The organism is uncultured Slackia sp. (assembly GCF_944321625.1).
Taxonomy (GTDB): Bacteria; Actinomycetota; Coriobacteriia; order Coriobacteriales; family Eggerthellaceae; genus Slackia.
This window is the reverse complement of record NZ_CALUMA010000068.1, coordinates 21,083-44,747: the sequence shown is the minus strand read 5'-3', so window position 1 is coordinate 44,747 and position 23,665 is coordinate 21,083. Positions and strand designations below refer to the sequence as shown.

Below are 23,665 nucleotides of genomic sequence, written 5' to 3'. Positions count from 1 at the left end.
TCTTCTCTAGGGCACATGGCCCAGCGGCATCGCCGCATATGAACCCGGGTAAGCGATCGGCCTCGTGATGCCCGACGCCCGGCCAATGCCGACCGACGCCGATCCGGCACCTTGCCGAACGCGTCAGAGCACCGTCTTGGCCTGTTCCTCTTCAATCAGCCGCACGGCCTCATCGCGGTCGCGTACGATTTTTATGGCGGGCTCGGGATCGCCTACGGGGCAGCGCTCCACGCATAGCCCGCACCCCGTGCATTTCTCGGTATCAATGATTGGTTCAAACACCGAATGGATGCTGTCGCCCTCCCGCATGCGGTAATCGATGGTGATTGCCTCGTCGATAAGAGGACATGCGCGATAGCACACCTCGCATCGCATTGCCTTGACGGCGATGCACAGGTCGCGGTTGATGACCGCCAGGCCCATGCGCACATCGCGCCTCGAAGAAAGGGAATGCAGCGCTTCGGTGGGGCAGGCAGCGATGCACGGAAGGTCCTCGCAGAGGCGGCACGCCTGGCTGCGCATGTCGAGCGTAGGGGTGCCCGCAGCGGGACCCACGACAGATCGGTCCGCGTACAGCGCTTTGTAAGGGCACGCCTCGATGCAGCGGCCGCATTTGATGCAGCGCGCCAGGAAATCGCGCTCGTCCAACGCTCCCGGAGGACGAAGCGTGTCGGAGGTGTCACGCGTTAATGCAAGGAGAGCCTCGGCGCCCACGATGGCGCCCGCACACACCTTTGCGACTGTTGAAAGACCCATACGACACCCCCTGGCGCATGATGCCCGCTTGACATTGGGGGAAGGCGGTGGGAACCTGCGATTGTTCAGATCATGCAGGCGTGCCCGGCGTGCGCCTGGCTATATATCCCGCCCGTCTCCCCTTGCGACGGCATCTTATTGCACGGTCTTTACTGTGTTTAGGGATGCTTTCGACTATATTTATAGGGACGCTTTCCGCATTCGGGACGCTTTCCGCATTCGCGGGGAACGCGCACGCGCGCCACTTCGGTTTCGCGCTTTTCGCGGCACACGCGCCGCAGGAGGGAGCAGGACAATGATCGCCTTGGATTTCGAATCGCCTGAGCCGCTCTACCAACAGATATATCGCTCCATTCGCGACGACATCGTCACGCGCAACCTTCCGGCAGGGGCAAAGCTCATCGCCATCCGCCGTTTGGCGGATGACCTCCATGTTGCCCGCAACACCGTGGAAACCGCCTATCTGCAGCTTGCGGCAGAAGGCTACGTGGCCAGCCGACCGGGGTCGGGCTACATCGTGGAAGACTTGGATTTCGACTCGCTGGGCACACCGGGATCGGCCGCCAAACGTGCGAAGGAGCGCATCGAGCGAGCGATGCAGTCGCAAGAGCGATTCCGCGACGAGCCGTTCAACCGCCATGACAAGCTTGCCTACGACTTCACCTACGGCGACCGCCCCGTGGGGAGCTTTCCCTCTCAGATATGGAAGTCCCTTACCGATGAGGCGCTGTTCACCGCGAACAACAAAGCAGCATGCTACGGCGACGGCCTTGGCGAGCCGGACCTGCGCAGGCAGATCGCGCAGCGCGTGCACGTGTCGCGCGGCGTCAATTGCTCTGCCGAGCAGGTGGTCATCCAGCCCGGAACGCAAGTGGCGCTTGGCAACCTGCTCACGCTGTTTGATCCCGCGCGCGACGCCGTGGCCATGGAGGAGCCCGGATACGACGGCGTAAGCACGGTGCTTCGCAACAGAGGATTTCGCCGCATTCCCATTCCCGTGCGACCCCTCGATGGCAAAAAGGCTGGATCACAGGTGTTTTTCGACGCCCTTGAAGCAAGCGGCGCCTCGCTGGCGTTCTGCACGCCGTCGAACCAGTTCCCCACCGGAATGACCATGCCGCTTTCATCGCGCATTCGCATGCTTGACTGGGCGAAGCGAACGGGCGCATTCATCATCGAGGACGACTACTGCCGCGAGTTTCGCTACGAGACGCGACCCATTCCCAGTCTTCAATCGCTCGATGAGAACGACCGCGTTATCTACATGGGCACGCTTTCCAAAGTGCTCTCGCCCGCCCTGCGCATGAGCTACATAGTGCTGCCGCCCGAATTGCTTGAGCGCTGGCGGACGGTGTTCGCCAACTACTACTGCCCCGTGCCTTGGCTTTCGCAAGAAACCCTACGATTGTTCATGGAGAAGGGCCATTGGGACCGATACACGCGCAAAACCGTGACTGAGTATCGTAAGAGGCGCAACGCGCTGATGGCGGCGATAGAACGCGAGCTGGATGGGCGCGTCGATGTACTTGGTGGCCAGGCGGGGCTCCATCTGCTTATGCGAACGCGCGACGAGCGAGGGCAGGATGAGTTGGTCGAGGCGGCGAAGACGCAAGGCGTGCGCGTGTATAAGACCGAGAAGTACTGGATGGGGCAGCCGCACTCGATGGAGGACTACGTGCTCGTAGGCTTTTCAAGCATCAAGACCGAACTCATAGACGAAGGCATCCGACGCTTGGCGCGCGCGTGGTTCTAAAGCGCCCATGCGATAGACAGACGCGCTGACCCCCTACCGCCCATCTCGCCAGTGCCACTGGCGCCGATGACCAGCACGCCGGTTCCCCCGTCTCGCCAGTGCCGCCGGTCTCCCGCCTCGCCAGTGCCACCGCTTCGATGCGCTGCCTTGGCTGCCCAGTCCGCACTCTTCTCCGTGGCGAAATCATGATGTCGGAATTTGCGGTTGACAACCGCATGCAAGAGAGGCACAATACCGTCTTGCCTATTTCTGGGGATGTAGCTCAGCTGGGAGAGCATCACGTTCGCAACGTGGGGGCCGAGGGTTCGAATCCCTTCATCTCCACCAGGAAAACCTAACAGGTCCGGGAGATTCCCGGGCCTGTTTTTATTTCAAGCCCAAAGGGAGACGAGGGAACCGCTTAAAACAACTTACGCGCCTTCACCCTCTTCTTCGCTCATGAGAACGCGCGTAGGTGCTGGGCCGCCGAAATAATCGGGGTCGGTGTTCATCTGGTACCGCTTATACGCGAGCACGGCTAGGTTGTACAACGCATGCGCAACGGCAACAAGCGCGATGCTGCCCGAGCAGAGGTACACGGCACAGAACGCGACTCCGAGAAAGAACGTATTCATCTTCTGTCCCATGTCGGCGTAGTGAGCGTGGGCGAACACAAACAATATCGACGAGACCACCGATGAGATTGCCGCAGAAGCGAAATACGGCACGACCGAAGACAGCATCGCAATACCCAAGCCCAAAAGCGCAAAGCGGAACAGCAGTTCCTCGACGCAGCCGACGATGCCCATAAGTACCACGAGCACCGGAAAGGGCATCCGAGGAACCTCGCCGTCAATGCCGCGGCGGATAGGGATCATCTCCTCGACTCCCCGCTTCGCGATAGCACGCTTCTCAAGGATGAAAGCGACTGCGAAAAGAGCTCCGGCAAACAATACCGCCCCGCCAAGCGTGATGCTCGTCGGCAGCGCGCGAACCGATTGCTCCACAAAAGGCGCCCAGCCCAGACCCACCACGGCTCCCAACCAGTCGCCGGACGTGGCACCAGCGAGAATCGTCGAAACGACCACACCCCAAACCAGCATGATTCCCTGGCTGAGAAGCGTGCTCAACACGATGGCGACCGCCTCATCAAAATCGAGTTTCGCAACCTTCATGTGCTCCTCTTTTGCGAATTTCCCCTGTAAGCCTCTGCGCTTTCCCGCCGCAGACCTGGTTTGCCAACCTACGTGCGCTCCTTGCTGCGTCTCTTGCGCCCCATACTCCTGCACGCCCAGCGCCGCACGCTCCTGCACGCCCAGCGCCGTATGTCCCATACACTTCGCGCTGCGGCCCCGCCTTTTGCAATCTTGCCCTGAAATGCGAAAGGCCCCGAAGGGCCTTTGGTGCGCATTATTTTGCGGGGTGCGCAATCCTCACGACGTCCCGCCATGGGCGATTCTCACAACGCGCGATGCGAGGCATGCCAATTGGACGGTCATGGATGGTCGACTAGAAGTCGTCGTCCTCGTCGTCGGAATCGTCCGCATCGTCGAGCAGAGTGGGCAGATCGTCATCGGTCTGATCGTCCATGAACTTGCCGAACAGCGGCTCACCCGTTGCGGCGTCGAACAGCTCGACCATACCGGTGAGCACATCCACGTACTGGTACGACTGGCGCGCAGTGCGACCGCGCTTGCGATCGACTTCGAGAATGAACAGCGAGGGGTGCGCCTGCTTGAGAACCCCCTCAGCTTCAACGATCTTAGAACGGCCCATGTTGGCACGAATCTTGAGACGGGTGTCGATGCGCGACACGAGCTCCGCCCGAATGTCATCAACGATACGGGCCTGCTTTTCAAGTTCCATACAGTAAGTAATCCTTCGTTTTGATACGCGGCAGTGTAGCCGGAGATGATACCACGATTTGTCAAGTGCTACACTTTAGCGCAGGTCAAACCACATTTTGCACACGTTAGGCAGGGTCAGCGCCCTCAGATGTCTCTTTCAGCTTCGAGCGTTTCGCCGCATACATCGCCGCGTCCGCCCGAGCCACTGCATCGCGAAATACGCCATCCACACGTGCGAATCCCACGGAAATGCTCGGCGAGAAACCCGCCGACCCGCCCACGCCCAGAGCGAATTGCTCATCAACCTTGCGCACAAACGCTTCGGCGGCAGAAATGGAATCCATGCGCGCCATGATCGCAAACTCGTCGCCACCGATTCTTCCTACGATATCCTTCGGACCCGCTTGGCTCAGCAGCGCCGACGCAAGCGCCTTGAGCGCCTTGTCGCCCTCAAGGTGGCCCCATCCGTCGTTGATGCCCTTGAAATCGTCCACGTCGGCGACGAAGCACCACCATCCGTCGGGCTGCGTCGCAACCGCGTTTTCCGCATCTTCGAAGAAGGCGGCGTGATTCAACGTACCCGTCATCTGATCGTGTCGCGCAAGCTCGCGCATGCGGTTGGCAAGTTCGATAGCTTCGCAGGCCTTCTCAGAAAGCGTGCGCGGATAGAACTCCCCCGCCTTCTGCTCGAAATAGGGCAACGATTGGTGGATATGCACAATGTGCCATGCGCCATCGCGGTCGTCGTGCCGAAATACCAGAGAGAACCGCGTATCCATGTCCACAAGCGCCTCGTTTTCATCGGCCCTCTCGCGCGCATGAATGCCACCGTAAACCAGATAGGCCGATTCGCTTATGCGACGATGCTCGTACCATTCGTCGACGATCTCGAAATCGATGCCTTCCGACTCAGACAAATCGAATTCGAGCGCCTTCTTGAAATCGGCCAGATGCTCGTAGAACTCATGCTTGCCAGTGCCGATGATCACGCACGATTCATCGAGAAGCGGCAGCAGCCCCTCTGACGATGAGGAGCCTTCCAATAGATAGCCATGCCACATACGTCGGGCAAGATTGCATAGATATTCGCCAGTTGCGTCCATAATGCGACCTCCTGGAGCATGGGCCGGAAACGCCGGCCGGGGTAAAGCCGCCCCAGTATACTCCCGCGGCAGGTGCCAGCGGCGCGACCGGGCGAGTCCTCGCTAAGCCTCCAGATACGACCCCAGAACGCGACCGAGCTCAATGAATTCCTCAAGCGAAAGCGTCTCGCCGCGACGACGCGCGTCGATGCCGGCGCGCTCGAGGATTGCAGCGACACTCGCAGACGCCTGCTTCATTCCGGCGCGTCCCGACAGATACGTCTTCATGGAGTTGGCGATGGTCTTGCGGCGCAGCGCGAACGCGGCGTCGGCGGCGAGGGACGCAAGTCGCGCCTCATCGGGCGAGATATCGAGGTCGCATCGACGATCGAGCCTGATGACCGACGACGTCACATGCGGCGGCGGAAAGAAGTTTCCCGGCGCCACCTGGAAGCGTCCGGCCGGCTTGGCGAGAAGGCGCAGCTTGACCGTATAGGCGCCGTAGTCTTTCACGCCGGGGTCGGCCGACATGCGGTCGGCGACCTCGCTCTGCACCATCACCGTGGCGCTTTGAATGCTGTCGAAGCGCTGGAAATAATCCAAGACCAGCGTCGCCGCAACCGCGTACGGCAGATTGGCGATGAACTTGCTCGGCGCCTCCCCGGCATCGGCGGCGTCGCCGAATGCGGCCTTGAGGTCTTCCGGCGCAAGGTCGAGCGCGTCCTTGGAGACGAGCGTGAAGTTGTCGAAGCCGCCGAGCGTTTCGGCAAGCACGGCAGGAAGGTCGGGATCGCGTTCCACCGACAGCACGTGCGCGGCGCGCGGCAGAAGCGCCGCGGTCAGCGTTCCGATGCCAGGGCCCACTTCGAGCACCGTATCGCCCTGCCCCACATCCGACAGCTTGCAGATGCGGCCGATAACCTCGTCGTTCACGAGGAAGTTCTGGCCGAGCGACTTCTTGGTGGCAAGGCCGTGGCGCTCCAACACCGCACGCGTGGCGGAGGGAGTGGCAAAAGGAGAATACTCGTCGGCGAAACCGGCGTCATCGCGACACCCCTTGCCGGCATTGCCGTAACCTGCAGCCATCAACACTCACTCCCCTTCCGACTGAGCGGGAAACGTTTGCTTTTCCGATTCGGATTCCGGCTGGCCCCAGCCCACGCGGTCGACGACCTCGACCACGCGAAAACCCGCCGAGCCGAACGCCGAGCGCACGATGGTCTCCAGCGGAGCGAACCCGAACGGGTCGCCGCCCGCGCCGATCACATGCAGCGTCACGGGGCGCTTGGGGGCATCCGCCGCGCCGGGCTGCGCATTGGGGCCGCGACGCAGCTCCCAATACGGCTGAAGCCGATCGAGCACGCACTTGAACTGCCCCGGAGGGCCCGCGAAATACACCGGGCACACCAGATGCACTTCGTCCGCGGCATCGAGCATGGTGTAGAGCTTCTGCATGTCGTCGCGAATGACGCAGTAAGGATGCACGCCCTCGCTCGCATCCGCCGCCCTGCGGGCGGCGGAACGTCTCCTGCATGCTTCGCAGCCTGTGCAGCCACCGACGGAGGATTCCGCCATATTCCACCTGCCGATGCGCGCATCCATGCCGCCAAGCGTCGAGACGAGCTCATCCGCATAGCGAGAGCACACCCCGCGCCTGCGGGGCGATCCCGTAATAACCAGGATGTTCTTCACTACGCCTCCTCGAATTGCTCGGAATCGATGCGCATGGCCTCGGCGGCAGCCGACTCGTGCGCGCGCTGCCACGCCGTAGGCTCGCGGTCAAGCAGGCCAAGCGCCGCCGCGTGCATGCTCTCGAGCAGCGCCGCGCGTCCGGCACCCGGCTCGACCCCACGCTCCTGCGCGATACGCTGGGCGGTGTACAGCGTGAACTCAGGCCCGCATTCGATGCCGCGGAACGGAACCGGCGCCATGTAGGGCGCATCGGTCTCGGTGAGCAGGCGGTCTTCGGAAACGATGCGCACGGAATCGCGCAGTTCGTCGCTGCGGGCGAACGTCACCGCGCCGCCGAACGCCACATAGCATCCGCGGTCGAGCCAACGACGCAGCTCATCGGGGCCTACGCTGCAGCAATGCAGCAGCACGCCCGCCTGGGGCCAGCCCTCTTCTTCCAGAATGGCGAACCCGTCGTCGTGCGCGTCGCGCATATGCAGAACCAGCGGCAGCCCGCATTCGTGCGCAATGACAACCTGACGGCGGAACACGTCGCGCTGCACATCGCGCGGCGAAAGATCGTAATGATAGTCCAGACCCACCTCGCCAAGCGCCGCCGTACGCGGATCGGCGAGCATGGCGCGGAGCCGCGCTTCCACCTGCGCATCCCATCGGCTTGCGACGTGCGGATGCACGCCCGTGGCGATACGCACGTGCGGAATGGGCACCTCAGCACACGGGCAGCGATACGCCCGCCACTCATCGACGGTCATGTCGGTGGGCAAAGGGGCGCCCGCCGCAGCAGCCTCTTCTCGATAAGCTGCCATCGCGCGGCGCGTTGCCTCGAACACATCGGGCAGGATGCGCAGCGCCTCGCTGCGCCACGCATCCAATTCGCGATACGTCGCCCATCCGTCCTCGACGGCGTCGGTGATGGTGCACACGAAATCAACGCCCTGCACGGAGCACCGCGCGAGCGACAGGGCGGGATTGCTCAAAAGCACCAGATGGGCATGGGTATCGGCCACCGGCCCCTCAAGGGCGGGAGCCGGAGCCTCCATAATCTGCCACGCGCCATGCTTGCGCTGTTTGCGAAACAGCGCATCGCCAAACGCCAGATACCCCGCAGGGCTTTCGAGGTCGATAGCCGCCATTACAGCTGGATTTCCTTAACGTCGAGGCGCGGGAAGAGCGGATCGCCCTTCTCCACGAGGTTGCCGGCGGGCAGCTGTCCCCAAGCGCTGGCGGCCTTGATGTCGTCGATGGCGCACACGTCGCCCAGACCCAGGCGACGGAACACCTCGGCGGAGGTGTTGGGCATGAACGGCGCAAAGAACAGCGCCAGGATGCGGCACGCCTCGAGCGCGTTGTAGAGCACCTGCGCAAGCTGGCCCTGCGTCTCCTCGGACTTGGCCAGGTTCCACGGCGCGCTCTCCTCCACGTAGAGGTTCACGCGGCTGGCAAGCTCCTGCACTGCAGCGGCAGCATCGGTGAAGTTCACCTCGGCCATGCAGGCGTTATAGCGCTCATACAGCGTATCGGCGAGCTCCTTGAGCGGGTTGGGCTCGGCGGCAAGCTCGGCCGGAACCTCGGGCACCTTGCCGTCGAAGTACTTGCCCACCATGTTGAACACGCGCGAGCACAGATTGCCCCAGGTGTTGGCCAGATCAGCGTTGTACACCTGCGTCATACGCTCGATGGAGATGTTGCCGTCGTGGCCGAAGCGCACGTCGCTCATGAAGTAGTAACGGTACGCGTCCACGCCGTAGACCTTCACCAGATCGGCGGGCTTGATGCCGTTGCCCTTGGACTTGGACATCTTCTCGCCGCCTACCAGCAAAAAGCCGTGACCAAACACGCAATCGGCCACAGGCAGACCGGCGGCCATGAGCATGGCGGGCCAGATCACGCAATGGAAGCGCGTGATGTCCTTGCCCACGAAGTGGTACTGCATGGGCCAGCGGCGCTCGAACTCGCCCTCGCGCTCGGGGTCGGCGTAGCCGATGCCCGTGAGGTACGCCAGAAGGGCGTCGGCCCACACGTAGCACACGTGGCCCTCGTCGAACGGCAGCGGAATGCCCCAGTCGAACGTGGAACGGCTGATAGAAAGGTCCTGCAGGCCGCCCTTCACGAAAGTGACGATCTCGTTCTTGCGCGTCTCGGGGCGGATGAAATCAGGGTGTTCTTCGTAGAACTTCAGCAGCGGCTCCTGGAACTCGGACAGCTTGAAGAACCAGTTCTCCTCGCCGGAGGCGCGGCGCACGGGACGATGGCAGTCAGGGCACACGAACTCGCCGTCCTCGTTCTTTTCCAGGTCGCTTTCGTTGTAGTAGGTCTCCTCGTGCACACAGTACCAACCCTCGTAAGCGCTCTTGTACAGGTAGCCCTTCTCGTAGAGGTCGGTCCAGAACTTCTGCACCGAACGCGTCTGGCGGTCTTCGGTGGTGCGCACGAAGTCGGTGTAGGTGATATCGAGCATGTCCCACGTCTCTTTGAACGCGGGGACCATGGAGTCGCACCACGCCTGCGGGGTCATGCCGTTCTTCTCGCCCGTCTCGGCGACCTTCTGGCCGTGCTCGTCGAGACCGGTGACGAAGGCCACGTCGCAGCCGTTCATGCGCTGGTAGCGCGCCTCGGTGTCGGCCGCGATGGTGGTGTAGGCGGTGCCCAGGTGCGGCGCCGCGTTCACGTAGTAGATGGGCGTGGTGATGGAGTATGCGGGTTTGGACATGCGATCCTCTTTCTAGCGCTTGGGACTGATGATGCCCCGCGCGCCCTTGCGGCTACGAGCGGCGAATGGTGCCGTTCGCGCCTTTGCGCCGGCGGCCCAGAATGCCGCGCGACGGCCGGTCAGATACAAAGCCTGCCTATTGTAGCGCAGGAGCGGTGCGGGCGGCCGGGGATTGCGGCTTGCCGCCACAAAGTGGCAAGAACCAGAAGCGGGCGAAATCAAAACAGCGGTATGAAAATCTCCTTATGTGCTAAGAAATGGACCCCTCAGTATGAAAACTGGCTTATATGCGTGCCCGATTGCGGCGCCTTCGCAGCATCTTCGCGTTTCACCACCGCCTCTTTCGACAAAACCCCAGGTCGAAAGAATTGCCACGAATTTCGAAGCGGGCCATTCGGCACGAAAGGCCGAATGGCCCCACAAATAAGGGTGTTTTTATACCGAGGGGCTGAAAAGTTAGCCAATAAGGCTGTTTTTATACCTGCACGATGTTTTATACCCGCACGATCGGCATGCTTTTGCATGCGTCAGCAGAGCCGGAAGAAAGAACTACAAGTTCGCCACCAAGGCATCGCGGAGGAATTGGGTGGCACCTGCTCCCGCCGCTCCGTCATAGAACGAGGTGAAGCGCTCATCCGCCAGGTAGCCTTCAGCCAACCCCAGGTGCGCCTCGCGGGAATAAGCGCCTTCAGGCCAGTGGGCTTTTATCCACGCCGCATGCATGCGCGCGAGCTCCTGCGCCTCAGCGCCGTGAGCGTCGCCCGTCGCCATCGCGGCTTTCAGCTGTTCGATAATCGCTTCGCCCAAAGCCTGCACGTCGGTCCACTCCCCTTCGTCCATCGCGAGCAGCTTCTTGTTCGCCGCATCGATCACGTCGTCGCCGTAACGTTCGCGAGCCTCGCGTCCGTACGCGCGCTCGTTGTCTTCAACCGCCTTGCGCTTAAGGCCTTCGAACCGCTCGGTATCAGTCATAGCGTATGCTCCTTCCAGCGATGCGATGGTCTTCTCAACCGTCGCAATCAACGTTTCCAGTTCTTGCTTCTGCGCAGTAAGCGTTGCAAGATGATGGCGAAGGGTTGTTGCCGCGTCGAATCGGGGCTGTGCAAGCGTGCGGCGAACTTCTTCCAGCTCCACCCCGCACGAACGAAACAGCAGAATCTGCTGCAGCGCGTCAACGTCGGTCGGCCCGTATTCGCGATAGCCGTTCGCCTTGCGCTTCGGACTCAGAAGTCCCAGCTCCTCGTAGTAGCGAAGCGTTCGCGCGCTTACGCCCGAAAGCTTGGCCAGCTGGCCCACGGTGTAATAATGCGTCTCGCCCTTTTTCTTCACGCTCATCACCTCGCGCAGCATGGTAAACCTTTCCGCAACGTGAAGGTCAAGAAGAATTGTGCAGACTACTTATTTGCGGCTGCCGTCCTGCTCCTGCGCGTTCGCCCTACGCGCTTCGGCTACCATGTCGCCCGTGGACACGAGCGCATCCTCACCCTCCTGCCACTGGGGCGTGCCGGCGTCCACCACGTCGCCGATCTTATCCATAGCATTGCCCATATGCTCGACGGCGCTGCCCACGGCGCTTTCCACGTGATCGCTGACGATTTCGGCCGCATCCGCAACGGTGTCGACCGCATGCTCGACATGCACGGCAGCGTGCTCCATGCCCTCAATTGCGCGCTCCACCAGGCGCTTCTTCGGCTTGACCACCATGAGCACCACAATGAGCGTGAAAATGATAAGCGCGGTCTGAAGCCCGAAACTCGCATGGAAGCCTACCATGGAAAGACCCGACTCCGCCGTAGGAGCGCCGGGGTCAAGCTCAAGCGTGGCCGCCGCCATCATGGACACCATGAAGCTGGATCCGATGGAGCCGGCAATCTGGCGCACCGTGTTCACGATAGCTGTGCCGTGCTGCACGTCGCCGCCGGTCAGCTTCTCCAGAGCGTACGCCGTCATGGGCATAACCAAAAACGTCAGACCCACCATGCGCACCGCGTACATGGCGGTGATGATAATCGCGCTCGTGTGCTCGTCGAAAATCACAAACGCGAACGTACCCACCGCGAGCACGCTCAGGCCGACCGTGGCGCTCACGCGCATGCCGTGCTTATCGTAGAAATTGCCCACCGGCGCCGAAAGCAGCGCGTTGAGAATGGCGCCCGGAAACAGAATCAGGCCCGACTGCAGCGCCGACATGCCATGGATCTCCTGCACGTAAAGCGGCACCTGCAGCGTGCCGGCGATTACGCCGATCTGGGCCATCGCCACTAGGCCGACGCCCAGAAAAAAGTGCTTGCTGCTGAACAGCCCCACCTTGAGCAGGGGCTCCTCCATGGAAAGCTGTCGGCGAATGAACGCCATCAGCAGTAAGAACGCAACGAGGACGGGCACGTACGCCGACCAGGAATAGACGCCCGTCTGCTCGGCGGACGTGATGCCCAGCATCAGGCACACCAGACCGCCCACGAAAAGCAGGCTCGATTGCACGTCAAAGCGCACGTTGGCGTGATCGACCGCATCGCGCACCGTGAAGAACGCCGCGATCCAGCTGATTCCGCCCAAACAGCCCAGAATCATGAAGATGGATTTCCAGCCCCATAAATCGGTGATGACGCCGGAAAGCGTGGGACCCAACACCGGCGCGAACGCGATGACCATACCCACCAGGCCAAGCGCGAAGCCACGGCGCTCTTTGGGGTAAATCGCCACGGCAACGGTCTGGATGAGCGGCATCAGAATGCCGTTGCCCACCGCCTGCAGGCACCGCGAAGCCAGAAGGCAGGGATAGTTGGGGGAGATGATGGCAAACACGCAACCCAGAACGAAGAAGCCTAACGCCGTAAGGAACAGGGTGCGCGAACTGAATCGCGTGATGAGGAACGCCGTCATGGCGCTGGTGATGCCCAGCACATAGATGTATGCGGTGGTGAGCAGCTGGCCCAACGTAGCATCGACGGAGAATTCCGCCATGATGGCCGGAAGGGCGGAGGTGAGCATGCTGTAGGCGGTCGAGGACACGAACGCGCCCACCAACATGACGAACAGCATCGGCTTGGAGCCGACGTTCAAAACGAACGGATTCTTATGTCGCGTGCCCTGGGCGGCGGAGGTCGCTGCCATCGTCTGCGCCTTTCGTCTCGCGGATCGATGGGGCGGCTGGACAAAAGCTCCTGGTCGTATCACCCATCGACCCAGCTGCGCCGGAGCGCGACGCAGCGTTGTCTTCGGTGTGTTGCATGGGATTGTATAACCGAGTCACACGCTTGGCGAGGCATTCAAATGCAAAAGGAACGTACAGACCACAAACGGCGCGGACGAAAAAGCGCGCCGAGGCGAGTGCATGCCACGACGCGCAAATCGACTTTATCGACGGATGCCGCCCTTGAGCTTCGCTTCGGCTTCGCGCCAATGCGGCAGATGGGCATTGAGCAGCGCCTTGAAACGCGGGCCGTGATTTGCCTCATGCAGATGGCACAGCTCGTGCACCACCACGTATTCCAAACACTCCGGCGGATGCGCGGCCAGCTGCACGTTGATGCAAATGCGCCCGGTTTTCACGTTGCAGCTGCCCCAGCGGCTCACCATGTTGCGGTACGCCAGCTTGCCGGGGCGCACGCCGATGATGGGCGCCCATTTCTCGACGAGCGCCGGCGTGAACGCCTCCACCACGGCGCGCCATTCGGCGAGCTCGGCCTTCGTGGGAGCGCCCTTCGAGCGCCCGCGCCTACCCGCAAGATTTCCCTCCTGCGCACGCGTGCGTTCGCGCTCCAGCAGCTGCGCACGATGCTTGAGAATAAGATCCTTCTTCTCGCGGACGAACCACGTGATTTCGTCATCGGTGAAATGGAGCGGCGCCGTGACCACAACGCGCCCGTCCGGCGGCTTCACGCGCGCGTACATGTTCTTCTGCCGTTTGCGCGTAACCTGCACCGAAAGGCCGTCCACGTCGAGCGTCGAAACGCCGCCCTTGGCCGAACGATTCATCCGCAGCCTTAAAACGCGGAGAGGTAGATCGCCTTGGCGTCATCCATCGTGAGTTTCTTGAAGTCGCCAAACACTTCGCCCTTGTTCTTGGCGAGCGTAGGCAGAAGCTTGTCCACGTCCTCGGGAGCAAGACCCAGCTCGCCCATCTTGGTGGGCATGCCCTGACGCGCGAAGAAATCCTGGAGCTCGTCAATGGCGGCCGTCACGGCATCCTCGATTGCCTCGTCCGTTCCGTTAACAGGTTCGATGCCGAACACGTCCCACGCGAAGTCGAGGAAGCGCTGCGGATCCTCGCGCCACACGTAGCGCATCCAAGCGGGCATGATTACGGCAAGACCAGCGCCGTGCGCGATCGAGGGGTCGAACGCCGACATCTCATGCTCGAGCGCATGGCTCTCCCAGCCGCCCGCGCGGCCGCCCGGCACCAATCCGCGGCCGCATCCGGCCAGGTCGTTATGGGCAAGCGTGCCCGCCCACATGATATTGGCGCGCGCGTCGTAATTCTGAGGGTCGTCCACCAGCTCTTCCGCCGCATCGATGATGGCGCGAATGAGCCCGCAGGCGATGTTGTCGGTCACAGGAACCGCGCCCACGCCACTGAAGTAGCGCTCGCAGATATGGGCAATCATGTCGGTCACGCCGGCGCCCGTCTGGAACGTGGGCAGCGTGAACGTGAGCTCGGGATCCATCACGGCAAGCACGGGACGGAACAAATCGGAGTTCACACCCGTCTTCATACCCAGCTCGTCGTTGCTGATCACGCACGAGTTGGAACCTTCGGATCCCGCTGCGGGAATGGTGAGCACGCACGCCACGGGCAGCGCCTCGCTGATCGTGGCCTTCTTGGAGAAGAAGTCCCACACGTCGCCATCATAGGGCGTACCGAACGCAACCGCCTTGGCGCAGTCGATGGTGCTGCCGCCGCCCACGGCGAGGATGCAGTCAACGCGACGGGCGCGGGCGAGCTCGATGCCTTCGCGCACCAGCCCGACCTCGGGATTCGGACGCACGCCGGCAAGCTCCTCGACCTTGATGCCGGCCTCAGCGAGCGACGCTTTCACGCAGTCAAGCGTGCCCGTGCGCACCACCGAACCCTTGCCGTACACCACAAGCGCATGCTTGTAGCCGCGCGCAGCAAGCTTCTGGCCCACCTGGTCGGTCACGCCGCGCCCAAAGAAAAACTCCGTCGGAGAGTAGTAAGTGAAATCATTCATAAAATGCCTCCTAAATATACCCACATGCCACGCGACCCCGTATCGCATAACCCGACCGCCACGCATGTGGCTTATACGCGATATGACGCGTCGCAACCGCCTGCAAGCCCCACGCCACACATGCGGCTTGTGCGACATGCGTCCGTATCGTTTCGCACTATCGTCCATAGGGTGCCATATTGCAAGAGAATCCACGGTTCATGGACGTTTTTTCGACTTTACCGGGCTTGATGCCAGGTTCGCGCCAAACCCCGCTGTTCTATTGCTGAACGAGAATACTTCTCACCTGCTATTATGCATTTGCGGTTCTCAAGAGATCCACCACCCTATTCCTCCGAATGGCGTTGATGGCCTCAAAACAGCTCTGAAGCGTACTAAACCGCCGGGAAAATCGCAAAAGTGTCCATAAGTTAGCGATTTTCTGGCGGCCGCGGCCCAAAGGAAGATCGCCGTATCGCAACAGAGGAAAGCCTCATGCACGCGGCTAGGGGCGCAGCTTAGGGCACGACAGGATGCCGGGAGCCTCTACGCCCCGTGCACGAGTTCGTATGCTTCGTTGCGCGAGATGCCGAATTCGTCGCGCAGCGCGCGTACGATGTCTTTTTTGGATAGCTCGCCGGCGCTTAAAAGTTCGGCGGCGCGCTCGGCTGCTGAAGCGGCGCTCTCTTCGGCGGATGCTTGTTCCTCGTCAGCAGTCGGCGGGCCGATGACCAGGGCGATCTCGCCTCGCACGCCCTCTTCGGCATCGCGACGGGCGAACTCCTCCGCAGCATCCGGCGCACTCGCGCGGAACACCTCTTCATGAAGCTTGGTCAGCTCACGGCACACCGCCACCTCGCGATGCGGAAGCACCTCGGCAACCACACTCAGCGCGTCGGCAATGCGGCGCGGGCTCTCGTAGAACACCAGCACGGCGTCGAGCGATTTGAGGCCTTCCAAAGCGGCGCGACGTTCCCCCGCCTTGCGCGGGAAGAACCCGCCAAAGTAGTAGCGAGGATTATTGAAGCCGCTGGCCACATAAGCCGTCGATGCCGCCGAAGCCCCGGGGAGCACCACCACATCGCAACCTGCCTGCTGCGCCGCCTCAATCAGACGCGCGCCCGGATCCGACACGCCCGGCATGCCGGCATCGCTGCAGAAGGCGATAACCTCGCCCGCAGCGACGCGCTCAGCCATATGCGTCGCTTGCCGCGTGATGGTGGCCTCATCCAGACGCTCGAGCCGCTTCTCGATGCCGAAGTGTGCCAGCAGCTTGCCCGTCACGCGTGTATCCTCGGCGCACACCACATCGGCCGCACGCAGTTCCTCGAGCGTGCGCAAAGTCATATCGCCCAAGTTCCCGATGGGCGTAGGACAAATGACAAGCCTGCCAGCCATGGTGCCGCCTTTCTGGTGCGTGCGCTCGCTTCGCGCACATCGTCGTGTGTATCGCAGGGATTATAGACGATGCCGCCATGCGAAAACGGAATGCATCAGAAGGTACGCGTGAAAATAGAAGACGCGAAAGGGGCTGTCGAACATGCTCGACAGCCCCTGCCTTTGTTGATATGACTCTTTGCCAGAACGGCTTACAGCGCGCAGGCGGCCAGGTAGCCTGCCGTTACAGCTTCGTCGATGGCGGCTACCTCGTGGCAGTCGCCCACGAATGCCACAGGAATGTCGGCCTCCTCAAGCGACGTCGCATCGAACGACACCGGAGAAGTGCCCAGGGCAAGCACGGCAAAATCGCACGGAATCTCGCGACGCTCGGGCGCCGCGCCCTCACCGCCCGCAACTTCCACGACAACGGCCGGCGTATAGCCCGGATTCTCCGCGAATTCAACCACCTTGGCACCCGTGAGCAGCTCCACGCCATGCTCCTGGAAATCGGCCATCATCGCGGGCAGCACGGTGTTGGATTCCTGTGCGGCAACCTTATCGGCCATCTCGACCACCGTCACATGGCACTCGGGCATGGCGTTGGCAATGTATTCTGCCGTCTCGGCGCCCACCAGGCCGCCGCCGATGACCGCCACGTTGCCCTTGAGCGCGCGCGTCCCACGCAGCACGTCCCACGAATCCACCACGAACGGCGCGTCGATGCCCTCGATACGCGGCCAGGCGTTCTTGCCACCCACGGCCACAATCACCGCGTCGAAGCCGGCTTCCGCCAGCTCGCGCGCCCCAACGGCAGCACCCAGACGCATGTCTACGCTCGCAGCCTCAAGCGCAGCTTTCCACCACTCGATCGAGCGTCCCATCTCGGACTTGCGCGGCGGCACGCACGCGATGGTCAGCTGGCCGCCCAGCTCGTCGCACGCCTCGAACAGCGTGACCTCGTGCCCGCGCAGCGCTGCCACACGCGCGGCCTCCATGCCCGCCGGGCCGGCGCCCACAACGGCGACCTTCTTGGCCTCGGCCGCCGGCTCGATAACGCGCTCGTACTCGTAGCCATTCTCGGCGTTGAGCACGCACGAGAGGAAGCGGCGGTTCTGAATGGCATCCGTACAGCCCTTGTTGCACATCATGCAATGGCGAATGAGCTCCGGCGTGCCCGCCTCAAGCTTGCGCACGTAATCGGGATCGCACAAAAGCGAGCGGCCCAAGCCTACGTAGTCGCATGCGCCCTCTTCGATCATGCGCTCGGCGTCTTCCGGCATGATGATGCGACCCACCGTGGACACCGGCACGCTCACGGCCTCCTTCACCTGGCGCGCGTAATCCTCCATGAAGCAATACGGACGCGTGCCCATGACGGGAATGGTGTCGTTCATGTTGCCGGTATGGTTCGCCTGACCCACGTGGAACGTGTCCACGCCCGCCTCTTCGAGAAGCTTCGCCAGACGCACGGCCTCGTCGATGAACAGGCCACCGCGACCGATCTGCGGGTTCTCGGTAATGATGGGCAGTTTGTAGTCGATGCAGATGTCGGGAGCGCCCGCGCGAATCGCGCGCACCACCTCGAGGGCGAATCGCGTGCGGTTTTCGAAGCTGCCGCCGAATTCATCGTCGCGCTGGTTGATGAGCGGCGAGCAGAGCGAACCCACCAAACGATCGCCGTGAACCTCGATCGCGTCCACCCCGGCCTTCACGCACCGCTCGGCGAGCGCGGTGATCAGGCCCAGAATCTCCTGCAGGCGCTCTGCCGTCACCTCATTCACGTAATGCTTCATGTCGTGCATGAGCTTGGCGCGAGCGCCCTGCATGTCGCCCGCGCGGAAGAGCTCCGCCACGGCAACGGTGTCGTATTCGGGGTGGAATACCTGCAGGCCCAGCTTGCAGTCGAACTCGTGCAGTGCATCGGCCAGACGGGCGAATGAGGGAATCTGCTCGTCGGTCACAAGTTTAGGCGTGGGCGAGATGGTATGCACCGGACTCACATCGCCCACCACCACGTAGGCCACGCCGCCCTGGGCAAGACGGCGGTAGAAGTTCACACTCTGATCGGTGATGGAGCCCGCGCGATCCTCATAACCGGTGGTCATAGGCGGAAACATCACGCGGTTCTTGAGCGTCATGTGATTGATAGCAAGCGGCTCGAGCAGCTTCATGGGCATCCCCCTTCATCGGATTATCTTTACCCATTATAGCTGTTTTGTCCCAAGGAAATGCAGCGTGTCTTGCTGCGATGCGCCATTCTGGCACGTTCCGCTTGCCCAAGATTTCCTGTCCTTGAATATGGTGCTAATATTTTTGATTTCCGAGACGCATTTATACACATACTTGGGCGAAAGCGAATGCACTGCACATGGCGGGCATTGGAGTGCCGAGCTTACACGGAGAACAGAATGCTTAGACTACACATCCTTGCAAGCGGAAGCCGCGGAAACGCATCAGTAATCGAGGACGCCGACACCGGACGCGCCGTGCTTATCGACTGCGGCATCAGTAAGAAAGACTTCATGGCACGTTGCGCCGAGGCGGACTTCGACCCCGCGCGCATCGAGGCCATCCTGGTGACGCACGAACACACCGACCACACCAAAGGCCTTGGCGTGGTGCTGCGCGGGCTGGCGAAACTTGACGCACGCCCCGACGTGTTCGCAAACCCTGCCACGCTCGCCGCAAGCAAGCCGCTTCAAGAGATTGCCGAGACGCACCGTGTGCTGTCGTTTGGGGCGGATGCGAGCGGCACGGGCAAAGCGGGCATCGGCATCGCGCAGAAAAGCGGTCGCCCGACTGAACTCGAGCTCGCGGGCATGCGCATCTTCCCCTTCGTCACGTCACACGATGCGGCGGCATCGTTCGGATTCCGCATCGAGTGTGACGGCGACGTGGTGGGATTCATGACGGATTCGGGCATTGTCACGCCCGCCGCCCACGATGCGCTCCAAGACGTGCGGCTTTTGGCTCTGGAATGCAACCACGATTCCAAGATGCTCGAGCGCGGACCGTATCCGTATGTGGTCAAGCAACGCATCGCATCTGAATTCGGACACCTCTCCAATGCGCAGGCATCCGATGAGCTTGCCTCGCTCTTGAGCAACAGACTCGAAGCGGTTGCCGCCATGCACATCTCCGAGAACAACAACGAATACGACCTGGCCCTTAAGACGTTCGCTGAAACGCTCGCGCGCGAAAATCATTCCGCTCGCGTATGTTGCGGCTACCAAGGACGTCTTACCAGTATCGGATAAATTGCTGACAGTAGCCATTCTTCCTGTTCATGAGTATTTTATACAGTGTATAGAATACTCATGAACCGCATTTTAGGATGGAGTACACCGCTCAAGATCATACATTTGTTGCAGGATGGGCAGCTATCGCCATACTCTTGTCGCCAGGCCGCTGTTGCTGGACGTATCGCTCTGCCGCTGTTTGCCATGCCCCGTTTCCACATCGCTGTCGCTAGGCCGCCATCGCCTTGTGGCTATTGTCGCGCCAACGCCATAGAGCCGCAATCACGCCCGAAGAGCTACTCGCCCTTCTTCGCGTAGATGAACCAGTAGGCCATGCCCACCAGCAGGCCGCCCACGATGTTGCCCAGCGTGGCCGCCGAAAGGTTATAAAGGATGCCGCCCATCGACATGATGCCGGGATCGCCGAAACCTGCCATATTCAGAATGAGGCCCATCGGCAGGAAGAACATGTTCGCCACGCAGTGCTCAAATCCGCATGCCACGAAGGCGGAGATGGGAAGGATGATGCCGATTACCTTGTCGACCACGGTGCGGCCAGCGAACCCGATCCATACCGCCAGACACACGAGCACGTTGCACATGATGCCTTTGAAGAACAGCGTAACCCAGTCGGGCGTCACCTTGCTTGCCGCCACGCTCACCATGGCCTCGCCCACGGCACCGCCGTTCATCGCCCACATCTGAGCGAAGTAGATCAGTGCTACAGCCACCAGCGCACCCGCGAGATTGCCCACCCACACGAGTGCCCAGTTCTTGAGCATGCCGCCCCAGCCTATCTTGCCGGAGGCCTTCGCCGCACACATGAGGATATTGCCGGTGAACAGCTCGGCTCCGCACACCAGCACAAGCGCAAGCCCCAGACAGAAGCACATGCCGCCTACCAGACGCTGCACGGCGAAGGGAATGGTGGGGTCGCCCAGGAAGAGGCAGAAGAACATGCCGCCGAACGCGATGAATGCGCCCGCCAGCATGGCCGACACGAAGCACTTCGCAGGCGCCATGCCCGCTTTGGTAACGCCGATGCCCTCGGCCTTCGCCTCGGTTTGCGCAGGCGTTAGCGCGTCCGGCTTGAGTGCGTTCAGATCCTCCTGAGACAATGCCATATATCGGTCCCCCTTTGCCATGACGCCACAATATATCGTGGTTCACTGATTCGATATGAAACGCATGGTATCGCCGAATCCATCGGCGTAGAGCCCTCAAGAGGCATTTCTTGGCGAGCGGCAGCGAGGCAATATGTGCGCGGCTCTATTGCAGACGTTCGGCGCGACGAGCGGCACGTTCAGCGCGGGCGGCGGCGAGGCGCGCAAGGGCGACCTTCTTAACGGCCTTGGGAAGCACCAAGGCGCACAACGCGCACGACACCGCAACGAACACAAAGCCCACGAACCCGATGGAGCCCATGCCCAAACTCACGCTGGCGGCTCCGCCGATTGCCGCGCCGGTGCCAATCCCTAAGTTGTAGATGCCGGAATAGATGGACATGGCAACAGGAGAAGCATCCTCAGGCGATACCTTGATGACCTCGGCCTGAAGCGCCACGTTGGTGGCGGTTCCGCACACGCCCCACAGCATGCACAGCGCGAACACGGCCGCCGGTGTCAGCGCCGCAACGCGCAGCAGCACCAGCGCCACAGCGATGCCTCCCACCGCAATCGCAAGAAATGCGAAGCGCCGCGTGTCGTACAGGCGCGAGAACAGCACGCTTGCCGCCACGCCCGCCACGCCGAACAGCGCGAGCGCGATGGTGATGCCCTGGTCGGACATGCCGCCCATCTGCTGCAGGAACGGCTCGATGTAGCTGTACGCCTCGTAATAGCCGGTCGCCATGAGCGCGGTGATGATGTAGAGCGCCAAGAGCGCCGGATTCTTCAACAGCTCCGGAAGGCGACGCAATGAGAACGGCGCACCCGAATCAAGCTTGGGAAACACGACGAAGAAATACGCGAGCAGCGCCAGCGATACCGCGGCGATGCAGACGAACGTCGCACGCCACCCGAGCGCCAGGCCAATCACGCGGCCCAGCGGCAGGCCCGCAATCATCGCAATCGAAGATCCCACGACAATCACGCTCATGGCCATGGGGCGATACGGCAACGGCACCAGACGAATGGCGATAGGCGACGCAACCGACCAGAACACCGCATGCGCGCAGGCCACTACAAGGCGAGCGCCCATGAGCATCCAATAATTCGCGGCGATGGCCGACACCGCCTGTCCCAGCATGAACACCGCGATAACGCCCAGAATCATACGGCGGAAATCGAATCGCGACGCGAAAATCATGAGCGGCAGCGACAGAATCATGACCGCCCACGCATACACGCTCACCAGCATGCCCGCCACAGCCTCGCTCACCTGGAAATCGGCGGCGATGTCCACCAGCAGACCCACCGGCATGAACTCGGAGGTATTGAATATGAACGTCGACACCGCCATGCCCAAAAGCGGCAGCCACGCTTTGGCCGTCATCGGCGCGTCTTTCTCCATGCCTTTGCTCATATTCCGCCTCTACTCCCCCGCCAGTCGCTGTCCCATGAGCCAGCCCATGACGCTGGCCATCATGAGGCCGCGCGTCCAGCCGCTCGAATCGCCCAGACAGTGGAGGTTGTCGATGTTGGTGTCGAAGCGCTCGTCCATCTTCACGCGATTGCTGTAGAACTTGAGCTCGGGCGCATACAGCAGCGTCTCGTCGGCCGCGAAGCCAGGAATGGCCTCATCCACCGCGCGCATGAAGTTGATGATGGACGTCATCGTTCGATACGGCAGCGCGCTGGTGATGTCGCCCGCCACGGCGTCGGGCAGCGTGGGCCGCACGTTGGAACGGTCGAGTTCGTGCTGCCACGTGCGCTTTCCGTCCAGAATGTCGCCGAACCGCTGCACCAGAATATGACCCGCGCCCAGCATATTCACCAGCTTGCCAATCTTTTGGGCATAGGCGATAGGCTGATCGAACGGCTCGCGGAAATTGCTCGAGCACAGAATGGCGAGATTGGTGTTCTCCGATTTGCGCTCCTTATAGGAATGGCCGTTGACCACCGCCAGACCGCCGTCGTAGTTCTCTTGGCTCACGAACCCGCCGGGGTTCTGGCAGAACGTGCGCACCTTGTTGCGGAACGGATTGGGGTACCCGATAAGCTTGCTTTCGTAGAGCACGTTGTTCACGCGCTCCATGACCTCGTTGCGCATCTCCACGCGTACGCCTATGTCCACCGGTCCGGGGGCATGCTCGATGCCGTGCATGGCGCACAGGCGCTCGAGCCAATCGGCTCCGCGACGACCCGTAGCGATGACCGTGCGGTCGGCAAGGATGTCGAACTCCTCGCCGTCACGGCACACCCGCACGCCGCGGCAGACGGGCCCCACGTTGTGCACGCCCTCCATGATCACGTTCAGGCATTCGGTCTCGAACAGCAGCTCGACGCCGGCGGCGCGCAGGTGGTCCTCGATGCGACCGTAGATCTCCTGCGCCTTCTCGGTGCCCAGGTGCCTGATGGGGCAATCCACCAGCTTGAGACCCGCCTGAATGGCGCGACGGCGAATCTCTTTCACCTCGTCAGGATTGCCCACGCCTTCCACATGCTCGTCGGCTCCGAAGTCAAGATAGACGCGATCGACCTGCTCAATGGTGCTTTGAGCGAGATCGGCGCCGATAAGGTCGGGCAGGTCGCCGCCCACCTCGTACGAGAGCGACAGCTTGCCGTCGGAGAAAGCGCCGGCGCCCGAAAAGCCCGTGGTGATGCGGCAAGGGTTGCACCCCACGCAATGACCTACCTTGGCCTTGGGGCAGCTGCGGCGTTCGATGGGCAGACCCTTCTCCACAATGACGATATTCGCCGAAGAGCCTGTGGCAAGCATGCCCAACGCCGTGAAGATGCCCGAAGGCCCCGCGCCCACGATGACGACGTCGGTATAACGCGTATTCATGCTGCTCACACCGTGAATGTCAGCGCTCTGATTGCTCATGCGAACTCCGATTTCTCGCAAAGCGAAAAGCCGCGACGGAAATGCGATTCTTCACAAAGCCGTGCGGCA

At 61.8% G+C, this 23,665-nt stretch carries 19 protein-coding genes and 1 tRNA gene; 3 read left to right on the top strand and 17 right to left on the bottom strand.

The features are described from left to right. Window positions 1-123: 123 nt before the first annotated feature. Window positions 124-756 (bottom strand): 4Fe-4S dicluster domain-containing protein, encoded by a 633-nt coding sequence (locus Q0J60_RS06360; RefSeq protein WP_294439666.1) that lies wholly within the window; start codon window positions 754-756, stop codon window positions 124-126. Between the two features lie 295 nt (window positions 757-1,051). On the opposite strand from Q0J60_RS06360, the gene Q0J60_RS06355 reads away from it, so the two are divergent. Together Q0J60_RS06355 and Q0J60_RS06350 are read left to right on the top strand one after the other, a co-directional pair. Next, window positions 1,052-2,509: a PLP-dependent aminotransferase family protein gene (locus Q0J60_RS06355; protein ID WP_294439663.1), complete on the top strand. Its 1,458-nt coding sequence runs from the start codon at window positions 1,052-1,054 to the stop codon at window positions 2,507-2,509. Window positions 2,510-2,760: 251 nt separating this feature from the next. Beyond that, window positions 2,761-2,836 (top strand) — tRNA-Ala (locus Q0J60_RS06350). A gap of 83 nt (window positions 2,837-2,919) precedes the next feature. On the opposite strand, the gene Q0J60_RS06345 is transcribed toward Q0J60_RS06350, so the two are convergent. The 13 genes from Q0J60_RS06345 to bilR form a co-directional block, all read right to left on the bottom strand. Further along, window positions 2,920-3,822 (bottom strand): CPBP family intramembrane glutamic endopeptidase, encoded by a 903-nt coding sequence (locus Q0J60_RS06345; protein WP_294439661.1) that lies wholly within the window; start codon window positions 3,820-3,822, stop codon window positions 2,920-2,922. A gap of 175 nt (window positions 3,823-3,997) precedes the next feature. Further along, complete coding sequence (locus Q0J60_RS06340; RefSeq protein ID WP_294439659.1) at window positions 3,998-4,354, bottom strand: Veg family protein; 357 nt, start codon at window positions 4,352-4,354, stop codon at window positions 3,998-4,000. Window positions 4,355-4,460: 106 nt separating this feature from the next. After that, the gene (locus Q0J60_RS06335) at window positions 4,461-5,438 is read right to left on the bottom strand and encodes a diguanylate cyclase domain-containing protein (RefSeq protein ID WP_294439657.1); all 978 of its coding nucleotides are present in this window, start codon (window positions 5,436-5,438) and stop codon (window positions 4,461-4,463) included. A gap of 102 nt (window positions 5,439-5,540) precedes the next feature. Continuing rightward, window positions 5,541-6,503, bottom strand: coding sequence for a 16S rRNA (adenine(1518)-N(6)/adenine(1519)-N(6))-dimethyltransferase RsmA (gene rsmA / locus Q0J60_RS06330; RefSeq protein WP_294439655.1), 963 nt, complete (start codon window positions 6,501-6,503; stop codon window positions 5,541-5,543). A gap of 6 nt (window positions 6,504-6,509) precedes the next feature. After that, complete coding sequence (locus Q0J60_RS06325) at window positions 6,510-7,109, bottom strand: flavodoxin family protein (RefSeq protein ID WP_294439654.1); 600 nt, start codon at window positions 7,107-7,109, stop codon at window positions 6,510-6,512. Beyond that, the gene (locus Q0J60_RS06320) at window positions 7,109-8,242 is read right to left on the bottom strand and encodes a TatD family hydrolase (RefSeq protein WP_294439651.1); all 1,134 of its coding nucleotides are present in this window, start codon (window positions 8,240-8,242) and stop codon (window positions 7,109-7,111) included. Before Q0J60_RS06320 ends, Q0J60_RS06325 begins: the two co-directional genes overlap by 1 nt. Continuing rightward, entirely contained in the window at window positions 8,242-9,819 is a 1,578-nt protein-coding gene (gene metG / locus Q0J60_RS06315; RefSeq protein WP_294439649.1) for a methionine--tRNA ligase, read from the bottom strand. The genes Q0J60_RS06320 and metG overlap by 1 nt, the downstream gene beginning before the upstream one ends. Window positions 9,820-10,368: 549 nt before the next feature. Further along, window positions 10,369-11,154: a MerR family transcriptional regulator gene (locus Q0J60_RS06310; RefSeq protein WP_294439647.1), complete on the bottom strand. Its 786-nt coding sequence runs from the start codon at window positions 11,152-11,154 to the stop codon at window positions 10,369-10,371. Window positions 11,155-11,217: 63 nt separating this feature from the next. Then, window positions 11,218-12,933: a DHA2 family efflux MFS transporter permease subunit gene (locus Q0J60_RS06305; protein WP_294439645.1), complete on the bottom strand. Its 1,716-nt coding sequence runs from the start codon at window positions 12,931-12,933 to the stop codon at window positions 11,218-11,220. Window positions 12,934-13,176: 243 nt separating this feature from the next. Beyond that, window positions 13,177-13,797, bottom strand: a complete 621-nt coding sequence (locus Q0J60_RS06300) for a M48 family metallopeptidase (RefSeq protein ID WP_294439643.1) — start codon at window positions 13,795-13,797, stop codon at window positions 13,177-13,179. Window positions 13,798-13,805: 8 nt separating this feature from the next. Further along, entirely contained in the window at window positions 13,806-15,011 is a 1,206-nt protein-coding gene (locus Q0J60_RS06295; protein ID WP_294439642.1) for an iron-containing alcohol dehydrogenase, read from the bottom strand. A 525-nt stretch (window positions 15,012-15,536) separates the two neighbouring features. Next, on the bottom strand, window positions 15,537-16,388 hold the full coding sequence (gene rsmI, locus Q0J60_RS06290) for a 16S rRNA (cytidine(1402)-2'-O)-methyltransferase (RefSeq protein WP_294439641.1): 852 nt from the start codon (window positions 16,386-16,388) through the stop codon (window positions 15,537-15,539). A 191-nt stretch (window positions 16,389-16,579) separates the two neighbouring features. Then, window positions 16,580-18,541 (bottom strand): bilirubin reductase, long form, encoded by a 1,962-nt coding sequence (gene bilR, locus Q0J60_RS06285; protein WP_294439639.1) that lies wholly within the window; start codon window positions 18,539-18,541, stop codon window positions 16,580-16,582. 237 nt (window positions 18,542-18,778) lie between these two features. Between bilR and Q0J60_RS06280 the strand changes: the two genes are divergently transcribed. Further along, complete coding sequence (locus tag Q0J60_RS06280; protein WP_294439637.1) at window positions 18,779-19,627, top strand: MBL fold metallo-hydrolase; 849 nt, start codon at window positions 18,779-18,781, stop codon at window positions 19,625-19,627. Between the two features lie 278 nt (window positions 19,628-19,905). Here the strand turns inward: Q0J60_RS06280 and Q0J60_RS06275 are convergent, their stop codons facing one another. The 3 genes from Q0J60_RS06275 to Q0J60_RS06265 all read right to left on the bottom strand — a co-directional run bounded on the left by Q0J60_RS06275 (window position 19,906) and on the right by Q0J60_RS06265 (window position 23,557). Then, window positions 19,906-20,733: a formate/nitrite transporter family protein gene (locus tag Q0J60_RS06275; protein WP_294439635.1), complete on the bottom strand. Its 828-nt coding sequence runs from the start codon at window positions 20,731-20,733 to the stop codon at window positions 19,906-19,908. Window positions 20,734-20,878: 145 nt separating this feature from the next. Continuing rightward, window positions 20,879-22,132: an MFS transporter gene (locus Q0J60_RS06270; protein WP_294439633.1), complete on the bottom strand. Its 1,254-nt coding sequence runs from the start codon at window positions 22,130-22,132 to the stop codon at window positions 20,879-20,881. 9 nt (window positions 22,133-22,141) lie between these two features. Next, a complete protein-coding gene (locus tag Q0J60_RS06265; RefSeq protein ID WP_367178802.1) occupies window positions 22,142-23,557 on the bottom strand; it encodes an NAD(P)/FAD-dependent oxidoreductase in 1,416 nt (471 codons plus the stop codon). Window positions 23,558-23,665: the final 108 nt, after the last annotated feature.

Coding starts and splice junctions, on each gene's coding strand:
- Q0J60_RS06360 (WP_294439666.1), bottom strand. CDS start 756: ATGGGTCTTTCAACAGTCGCAAAGGTGTGTGCGGGCGCCATCGTGGGC.
- Q0J60_RS06355 (WP_294439663.1), top strand. CDS start 1,052: ATGATCGCCTTGGATTTCGAATCGCCTGAGCCGCTCTACCAACAGATA.
- Q0J60_RS06345 (WP_294439661.1), bottom strand. CDS start 3,822: ATGGGACATACGGCGCTGGGCGTGCAGGAGCGTGCGGCGCTGGGCGTG.
- Q0J60_RS06340 (WP_294439659.1), bottom strand. CDS start 4,354: ATGGAACTTGAAAAGCAGGCCCGTATCGTTGATGACATTCGGGCGGAG.
- Q0J60_RS06335 (WP_294439657.1), bottom strand. CDS start 5,438: ATGGACGCAACTGGCGAATATCTATGCAATCTTGCCCGACGTATGTGG.
- rsmA (WP_294439655.1), bottom strand. CDS start 6,503: ATGGCTGCAGGTTACGGCAATGCCGGCAAGGGGTGTCGCGATGACGCC.
- Q0J60_RS06320 (WP_294439651.1), bottom strand. CDS start 8,242: ATGGCGGCTATCGACCTCGAAAGCCCTGCGGGGTATCTGGCGTTTGGC.
- metG (WP_294439649.1), bottom strand. CDS start 9,819: ATGTCCAAACCCGCATACTCCATCACCACGCCCATCTACTACGTGAAC.
- Q0J60_RS06310 (WP_294439647.1), bottom strand. CDS start 11,154: ATGAGCGTGAAGAAAAAGGGCGAGACGCATTATTACACCGTGGGCCAG.
- Q0J60_RS06305 (WP_294439645.1), bottom strand. CDS start 12,933: ATGGCAGCGACCTCCGCCGCCCAGGGCACGCGACATAAGAATCCGTTC.
- Q0J60_RS06300 (WP_294439643.1), bottom strand. CDS start 13,797: ATGAATCGTTCGGCCAAGGGCGGCGTTTCGACGCTCGACGTGGACGGC.
- Q0J60_RS06295 (WP_294439642.1), bottom strand. CDS start 15,011: ATGAATGATTTCACTTACTACTCTCCGACGGAGTTTTTCTTTGGGCGC.
- rsmI (WP_294439641.1), bottom strand. CDS start 16,388: ATGGCTGGCAGGCTTGTCATTTGTCCTACGCCCATCGGGAACTTGGGC.
- bilR (WP_294439639.1), bottom strand. CDS start 18,541: ATGAAGCTGCTCGAGCCGCTTGCTATCAATCACATGACGCTCAAGAAC.
- Q0J60_RS06280 (WP_294439637.1), top strand. CDS start 18,779: ATGCTTAGACTACACATCCTTGCAAGCGGAAGCCGCGGAAACGCATCA.
- Q0J60_RS06275 (WP_294439635.1), bottom strand. CDS start 20,733: ATGGCATTGTCTCAGGAGGATCTGAACGCACTCAAGCCGGACGCGCTA.
- Q0J60_RS06270 (WP_294439633.1), bottom strand. CDS start 22,132: ATGAGCAAAGGCATGGAGAAAGACGCGCCGATGACGGCCAAAGCGTGG.
- Q0J60_RS06265 (WP_367178802.1), bottom strand. CDS start 23,557: ATGAATACGCGTTATACCGACGTCGTCATCGTGGGCGCGGGGCCTTCG.